Source organism: Tenacibaculum sp. AWR4_210 (genome assembly GCF_056160945.1).
The window spans coordinates 1-282 of sequence record NZ_JBSWYF010000087.1; the positions used below are offsets into that span (position 1 = coordinate 1).

General features: G+C 51.4%; 1 protein-coding gene. It reads right to left on the reverse strand.

The window, feature by feature from the left end; translation table 11 throughout:
- Positions 1 to 282: hypothetical protein (locus ACXAG7_RS20145; RefSeq protein WP_476667954.1), on the reverse strand; the 282-nt coding region annotated here is incomplete at both ends.

Here is a 282-nt window from a genome sequence, read left to right on the forward strand (position 1 = left end):
CATTTGGTAAAGCTTGTTCGCTTACCACTACCTGAGCTGTTGCTGCTGTGGTACATGGTGCCGTTGCTGCTACGGTATATGTATAGGTATTAGCCCCTGCTAATGCTGGTGACCAAGTTCCGCCGGTAGCTGGACTTCCACCTAAGGCTGCAAATAACTGTGCCGATGTTACCGTACTTCCTGCACAGATCGTGAGTGTTCCGTTAGTTCCCGCATTTGGTAAGGCTTGTTCGCTTACCACTACCTGAGCCGTTGCTGCTGTGGTACATGGTGCGGTTGCTG